At 64.1% G+C, this 5,780-nt stretch carries 9 protein-coding genes and 2 pseudogenes; 1 reads left to right on the forward strand and 10 read right to left on the reverse strand.

What is annotated here, in order from left to right:
• Positions 1–535: 535 nt before the first annotated feature.
• The 4 genes and pseudogenes from HY699_21925 to HY699_21940 form a co-directional block, all read right to left on the reverse strand.
• Positions 536–916 (reverse strand): XRE family transcriptional regulator, encoded by a 381-nt coding sequence (locus HY699_21925; GenBank protein MBI4518469.1) that lies wholly within the window; start codon positions 914–916, stop codon positions 536–538.
• 28 nt (positions 917–944) lie between these two features.
• Positions 945–1,204, reverse strand: a pseudogene (locus tag HY699_21930) (BrnT family toxin).
• Positions 1,205–1,703: 499 nt separating this feature from the next.
• A complete protein-coding gene (locus tag HY699_21935; protein MBI4518470.1) occupies positions 1,704–2,033 on the reverse strand; it encodes a type II toxin-antitoxin system PemK/MazF family toxin in 330 nt (109 codons plus the stop codon).
• 3 nt (positions 2,034–2,036) lie between these two features.
• The gene (locus HY699_21940; GenBank protein ID MBI4518471.1) at positions 2,037–2,252 is read right to left on the reverse strand and encodes a hypothetical protein; all 216 of its coding nucleotides are present in this window, start codon (positions 2,250–2,252) and stop codon (positions 2,037–2,039) included.
• A gap of 122 nt (positions 2,253–2,374) precedes the next feature.
• Here HY699_21940 and HY699_21945 point away from each other — a divergent pair.
• Positions 2,375–2,491: pseudogene (locus tag HY699_21945) on the forward strand (IS110 family transposase).
• 333 nt (positions 2,492–2,824) lie between these two features.
• On the opposite strand, the gene HY699_21950 reads toward HY699_21945, so the two are convergent.
• From HY699_21950 to HY699_21975, 6 genes are all read right to left on the reverse strand, one after another.
• Positions 2,825–3,145, reverse strand: a complete 321-nt coding sequence (locus HY699_21950) for a DUF5615 family PIN-like protein (GenBank protein MBI4518472.1) — start codon at positions 3,143–3,145, stop codon at positions 2,825–2,827.
• Entirely contained in the window at positions 3,129–3,353 is a 225-nt protein-coding gene (locus HY699_21955; GenBank protein ID MBI4518473.1) for a DUF433 domain-containing protein, read from the reverse strand. The genes HY699_21950 and HY699_21955 overlap by 17 nt, the downstream gene beginning before the upstream one ends.
• 970 nt (positions 3,354–4,323) lie before the next feature.
• Positions 4,324–4,635: a type II toxin-antitoxin system RelE/ParE family toxin gene (locus HY699_21960; GenBank protein ID MBI4518474.1), complete on the reverse strand. Its 312-nt coding sequence runs from the start codon at positions 4,633–4,635 to the stop codon at positions 4,324–4,326.
• Positions 4,632–4,865, reverse strand: a complete 234-nt coding sequence (locus tag HY699_21965) for an addiction module protein (protein ID MBI4518475.1) — start codon at positions 4,863–4,865, stop codon at positions 4,632–4,634. The genes HY699_21960 and HY699_21965 overlap by 4 nt, the downstream gene beginning before the upstream one ends.
• A gap of 139 nt (positions 4,866–5,004) precedes the next feature.
• On the reverse strand, positions 5,005–5,223 hold the full coding sequence (locus HY699_21970; protein MBI4518476.1) for a hypothetical protein: 219 nt from the start codon (positions 5,221–5,223) through the stop codon (positions 5,005–5,007).
• Positions 5,224–5,265: 42 nt separating this feature from the next.
• Positions 5,266–5,466, reverse strand: coding sequence for a hypothetical protein (locus tag HY699_21975; protein ID MBI4518477.1), 201 nt, complete (start codon positions 5,464–5,466; stop codon positions 5,266–5,268).
• Positions 5,467–5,780 lie beyond the last annotated feature (314 nt).

The raw sequence follows: 5,780 nt of genomic DNA on the forward strand, positions 1-5,780 counted from the left end.
ACACCGGTCCCGATCCACCGCGCTGACCGGTGGCGGCGCAGCCGGTTCCCACCCCGCTGATCCGTCGCTCCGTCTCGGTGGCCCGGTCGCAACCGATCGCCCCGGGAAAATCGAGCTATGCATGCTCACCGGAAGGACACGCTGTTCCAGGGCCTCTGCCACCTCGGGCAGCATCTCCCAAATGAACCCCTTGCGGGTGGAATGCCCGAGGGACCAGACCGCCCACCAGCGGGAAGTGCCGATCTCCTGCTTGTCCGGTTCCAGTCCGGTGGCATCACAGAACATATGACCGAGCCGGCCGTACTGAGCGTTGACGGTCGGATGGCCGCCTTGAACATTCGCGAGCCGTGCCAGTTGGGTAGCATAAGCCGTCCGCTCCGGGGCGTGGTGTTGAGCGGCTAGGATCCGCCGCTGGATGTCATTCGTCCGGGGGGCGATCGCCTTCAGCCCGGCGACGTACTGCGCGGTCGTTGGCCGTCGGCTCCATTGGACGATGTTCGGCATCGTGCCACCGAGTCTTACGCCGACGTGCCGTTTAGCGGCGGGACGCGGAGCGGCCCGTCCGCTGCAACGACCGCTTAGCCGACGTCCCTGCGGAGAGCGCCGCATTCACACCTGAGACAATGATCTTCTTGTCTCCGAACGCTGCGACCAGTTCTAGACGCCCGCCGATTGCAGCCAGATACCGCTGTAGCGTGGCCACCTGGCAGTCGTCGAAATTCGACCGAGCTTCCAGTCGCGAGATATCGCCCTGGTCCATGCGAGACGCCTCGGTCACATCCATCTGCGTCCTGCCGGCTGCCTCTCGAAGAGCCCGCAGGGTCAGGTGAACTCCGCGCTGTGCTCGCACTCCCCGCCCCAGAACCCGAACGGGTTCGTCTTGCATCTCGACCCTTCGCTTGGCCGCGTAGCTCACGGCTCACCTTCCCGTTTCGTAGACTTGCCTTTTCGGCAGTGGTCGCCGGTCGAGCGCTGATGATCCGGCCCGGTGCGCACGTTCCACGTGGACGACGACCAGCAACCGCTCGCGCAACGATATTCCGATGACCGCCATCCGACCGATTCCTGACCTGTCATCGAGATAGACTGCGAACGGATCAGCGAAGACCGTCGCCGCCTCAGGAAACGACACACCATGCTTCCGGAGGTTGGACGCAGCCTTGTCTGAGGCCCATTCGAAGTCGCCTTCGACCACGGTTGGCATCGCATGAACTAGTATGGGCTATATCCCATGACCGAGTCAAGGCGCTGCGCTCACGTCGCACGTCCTCCGTGGCCGCTCAGTGCCGCTCATCTGCACCAGCCGTCGTCGACGTTCGGCTAACGCTGGCGCTCATGCGCGGCGCGCTTCTCGCCGTCGCCTGGAGCGGCTTGATCCTCATCAAGGCCTCCCCCTTGCCAACCGGGCGGGGTAAAAACCTACTGAGGCTCAGTCGTCGACGATCGCTGGTGCCGACTCGTGGTGCAGACCGCGGCTTCTGCACCCGCTGTGAAACAAAGTCAGCTCACCGTCCTCAGCGTGCACGCCGCGTGCGCTTCCCGCGAGAGCCCCCGCCGGAGCCCGTGACGCTACCGCTGCGTCTTCTTGACAGCGGAGGCCTTATAGGGGTTAGGCGTGTTACGCCACCTTCATTGGGTGGCCTGGTACCCGCGGTGGCGCCCCGCGGACCGTGTGCAGTCGATGGCAACGCCGACCACAAGCATCAGCGATCACCGCGTGGTTCGAAGCCGCAGGCGATCAGCAGGGCGTTCTCGACTTCCGGCCATCGAGACTCCGCCAATGTTGTCAGGACTGCACCGAGACGAGCACGCTGCGCGATGCCGACGTGGTCGAAATTCAGGGCACAACCAGCCGGCATGCCATCGCTGGGTGACAGGAGAACCTCGGTCGAAAGACCTCGGATCGTTCGTGTTGCAGGCACGGCGATGATTTCGTTCAGCGTACCGATCACCGCGTCTCGGGTGAGAAGAAGCACGGGCCGGCGCTTGTCGGGTGACGCAAACGTATACCAGCGGATCTCTCCGCGGCGCATCGATCAATACTCGTCCCAGCCCTCGCCTTCCCAGGCCAGAGGGTTGTCCGCAATCGAGAACTCTTCCTCTGCAGGTGGGGCAGCCTGATACGCGCGTGCGTCCTCGCGGCCGCCGCCCGAGGCGGCGTGCAACGCGAGCTTGGCGAGACGCAGTTGCTCGTCGTGTGGCAACTTGAGGAGCAACGGCCAAAGGTCCTGAGCAGTCAGCGGCATTTCCATATGCGCAGGATTGCATCCTTCCGTGGCGGCTGCAAACCGCGATCGGTAACGTTTGCTGTCATCTCCCGTCCATCTCAACGCTGGGCGGCAAGGCCCGTAGCGCCGCCAAGGAGCGATGATACAAGAACGACAAGATCGATTCCGACAAGATCACTGTCCTACTGCGCGGCGGCATACTGCCCATGGCCTGCGTCTATCCCGCCGCGATGCGTGCCACCCGTGACCTGTTGCGCCGGCGCTGCCACCTTCATGCACGAGCGCGCCTCCCCGAGCGGGGCACTAACTGGGACGGCCGCGTGCCAGAGCCCGCCTGCTTTGAATCGGCCGGCATGAGGGCACCGATGAGTTTCTAGGCAGCGCCGCGTGCTCCATCGCGTCGCCTCGTCCAGTCGGCACCAGCGATCCTCGACGACTGAGCCTCAATAGGTGTTTGGTGCATACCACAGCTTCTGCACCCGCTGTGAGACGAAGTCAGCTCACCCTCCTCAGCGTGCCCGCCGCGTCTGCTTCCCGCGAGCGCCCCCCGCCCCCGTGACGCTACCGCCGCGTCTTCTTGACAGAGGAGGCCTGTGTTAGGCGCGGACACGACGCACCTCGCCGCGTCGAACTGCTTTGAGGGCCTGCAACACTCGCGGCATGAGCGGACGCAGAATATCGACGTCGTTACGAGGAGCTATCATGACAACAACGCGCATCCCGATCGACCTTACGTTTTGCTGAAACTCCATGCGTCGATCGGTCGTTACCAACGCGTCAAACTCTCGAACAGCTCGACGTAGCAATTCACCGTTCTTAACGCCTGCCCAACGCATCTCGCCGACGGTCCGGACTGAGTGCCCGTGCAAGTCGCGCTTGAGTTGCCGCGGCACGCATTCGTCAAGCAGCACGCGCACCGCTCACCAGAAGTTCCTTCGCTTGCTCGAGTGCCGCAACTGCCTGCCTGCGACGGACCGTCGGAAAATCGTCAAGGAAGTCCTCCAGGGAGTGCTTTCCTTCCAAGTAATCGAACAATGCCCGAACCGGAACTCGGGTCCCCACGAACACCGGCGTGCCGCCAAGGATTTCGGGATCGCTGTGGACGACTTGCGTAGGACGTTTCATCCGACCTCCATGCCCGACTTAACCATACCACGGTGTCCGCGGTCGCGCCTAACGTCGTGCCACTCAGGCGCGGCGCGCTCTTCGCCGTCGCCTGGAACGGCGTGATCCTCATCAAGGCCTCCCCCTCGCCACGCCGGCGGGGTACGGTGGCTGCATCTCACAACGACCTCCCCACCGGGGAGAAGAGGAGGAGCCCCAGTGCGCCAAAGAGTCCGCCGGCAAGCGCCTGGGCAGCTCGGGCAAGAAGATCGGCAACGCGCATCTGAAGTGGGCGTTCTCCGAAGCGGCCGCGCTCTTCTTGCGCCAGAACGTGCCTTGACAGGCAACGCCACTTCGCCCGCCTTGAGCGCCGGCACGGCAAGGGCAAGGCGCTGAGCATCCTGGCCCACAAACTGGCGCGCGCCGTCTACCACATGCTCACGTGCCAACAGGTATTCAATCTGGCGCGATTCCTGGGCACGCCCTGAACTCGAGGGGAACGGGTGAGCCCGTCGCCTAACTGGCCCGCATCAGGCCGAGCCATCTCGATGCACCGCTTTGCTCTGCGGCGTGACCGCGTGCGTGCATCTGGGCCGCGTGCCTGGGAGCCCTGCGGCTTGATTGGACACCCGTTCCGCCCCGACATATATGACGCGGCGTCCCCCCGGGGACCCGGTGGCTGCCCCTCCGCCGAGCCGGGCACTAACTGGGACTGGCCGCATGCCAGAGCCCGCCTGCTTTGAATCGGCCGGTACGAGGGCACCGATGAGTTTCTAGGCAGCGCCGCGTGCTCCATCGCGTCGCCTCGTCCAGTCGGCACCAGCGATCATCGACGACTGAGCCTCAATAGGTGTTTGGTGCAGACCACAGCTTCCGCACCCGCTGTGAAACGAAGTCAGCTCACCGTCCTCAGCGTGCACGCCGCGTCCGCTTCCCGCGAGAGCCCCCGCCCCCGTGGCGCTACCGCCGCGTCTTCTTGACAACGGAGGCCTTATAGGTGTTGGCCTCTCCGACGCTGCCACTCTGCTGGATCGCGACTGGCATGCAGCACTGCAACGACGACAACGACTTCGCCTTCGATGGCGAAGTAGACTGCGTACGGAAAACGCCGGAGAAGGGCGCGCCGGATGCCGCCGCGTAGCTCCTGGTACTTGTGCGGGCCATCAGCGATGCGGTTGTAGGCCGCGCGAAGCTCATCGAGGAACTCCAACCCAAGCCCTGGTCGTTCGCTCTCGTACCATTCGAACGCCGCCTCTACATCGGCATCGGCGGGCGGCTCCGAGATCAACCGATACTCGGTCACCGCGGCTTCTTGGCCAGGCGGTCGAGGACTTCGTACGCCGAGTGAGCACGTGTCGAATCGCGGCGGTACTCCGCAAGTCGTTCCTCCGCGACTTGCAGGTGGCTTTCCGGAACCGGGAGATCTCCGGGCTTCTCGGCAATACGATCCCAGAGCGCTTGCAGGTATCGCACCTGCTCGGCCTTGGTAAGTTCCGCGAACCCCGGTGGCTCAGAGATCGCCGTGTGCGCCATGCTTCTCACCTCGTTCCAAGAATACCGCAAGCATGATGAAGCTGCCAACGGTGGAGGCTAACGGTTTGCGCATGAGCGGCCGGCGCAGCGACGCTCGCGAATGGCAATGACGTTCAAGCCCGGCCGCCCGATGCGCGTGTTAGCCCAGCAGCTTGTCATAATCAGCGTGCGTGCCGATCCAGAACCACACTATCCCGTCCGCGAGGCCGTGCGCATCGATGCCGACGACGCGGTGGTGCAGACCAACACGCGCGGACCAGAAGCGTCGTACCTTCTTCAGTTGAAGCGACGGGTGCCGCGGGTCGGCCTTCAGCAGCTTGTACTTCTCGTCCGCGAGTTCCTGAACGTCCTTCGGCAAGGTTCGGCAACACGTCCAAAATTCCGGCGACGCGAAGTGCTGTCAAAACTCAGTGCACTTCCCGGCCTTGAAGGCCTCCTGTGCAGCGTCGGCCAGTCGATCGAACTTCCCCGCCTGCACGTCTTCTTCGATCTGTCGATCCCACGCCGCCGCGTCGAACTCGTGGAACCACTTGCGAAACGCCGCCAGTTCCTGGACCGACAGCGATTGCACTTCGCGCTCGGCCGTTTCGACTCTGCTCATCTGGAGAACCTCCAATGCTGCACCATATCACTCCTCGCCAGGCCGGGCTAACGTAAAAGGGTTTTTCCGTCATCCGGCGTGACGCGGCGTTGCGCGAGATGGTGTGATGGTTGCCGCCGGATGGCGGAAAGGCCTGCCTGCGCCGCGGCTTCGGCAGGCAGGCCCCGTTGAACTGAACCGCTGATCACCGACGGTGCTCCCCACGGGTTATGGGGCTTGTAAGGCGATTAGGGGTTCGAGGGCAAGCGCGCGGGGTGCTCGAAGGCAGGGGCGATCGGGCGCATAGAGGCGACATCGGGCAGGGCGCCCGCAGA

It is taken from the genome of Deltaproteobacteria bacterium (assembly GCA_016210005.1).
In the GTDB taxonomy this organism is placed as follows: Bacteria; Desulfobacterota; Binatia; order HRBIN30; family JACQVA1; genus JACQVA1.

Excerpts from the sequence above, each read along its gene's own strand:
- HY699_21940 (MBI4518471.1), bottom strand. The coding sequence starts at position 2,252 with ATGGAAATGCCGCTGACTGCTCAGGACCTTTGGCCGTTGCTCCTCAAG.
- HY699_21955 (MBI4518473.1), bottom strand. The coding sequence starts at position 3,353 with ATGAAACGTCCTACGCAAGTCGTCCACAGCGATCCCGAAATCCTTGGC.
- HY699_21965 (MBI4518475.1), bottom strand. The coding sequence starts at position 4,865 with ATGGCGCACACGGCGATCTCTGAGCCACCGGGGTTCGCGGAACTTACC.
- HY699_21975 (MBI4518477.1), bottom strand. The coding sequence starts at position 5,466 with ATGAGCAGAGTCGAAACGGCCGAGCGCGAAGTGCAATCGCTGTCGGTC.
- HY699_21935 (MBI4518470.1), bottom strand. The coding sequence starts at position 2,033 with ATGCGCCGCGGAGAGATCCGCTGGTATACGTTTGCGTCACCCGACAAG.